This window comes from Gluconobacter sp. P1D12_c (genome assembly GCF_018812105.1).
In the GTDB taxonomy this organism is placed as follows: domain Bacteria; phylum Pseudomonadota; class Alphaproteobacteria; order Acetobacterales; family Acetobacteraceae; genus Gluconobacter; species Gluconobacter oxydans_A.
The window spans coordinates 1-343 of sequence record NZ_JACSIQ010000946.1; the positions used below are offsets into that span (position 1 = coordinate 1).

Genomic DNA, 343 nt, shown 5'->3' on the forward strand with positions numbered 1-343 from the left:
GCTCTGGCCTATGCGGACGGGAGCAAAGGCGGCCGTCCGCCGTTTGATCCGGTGCTGATGTTCAAAATCCTGGTGATCCAGACGCTGAATAATCTGTCCGATGAACGGACGGAATATCTGATCAATGACCGCCTGTCCTTCATGCGTTTTCTTGGTCTGGGGCTGTCAGATCGCGTGCCCGATGCCAAAACGGTCTGGCTGTTTCGCGAGCGTCTGACACAGGCGGGTGCGGTCGATGGTCTGTTCAATCGCTTTGATGCAACCCTGCGGAACGCTGGTTATCTCCCGATGTCAGGGCAGATCCTGGATGCAACGCTGGTCGCGGCTCCCAGGCAGCGCAACA

The 343-nt window shown here is 58.0% G+C and carries 1 protein-coding gene; it reads left to right on the forward strand.

Annotation, left to right across the window (positions count from 1 at the left end; genetic code table 11):
• The coding region (locus tag KP705_RS19910) for a transposase (protein WP_215765566.1) at positions 1 to 343 on the forward strand (343 nt) is incomplete at both ends.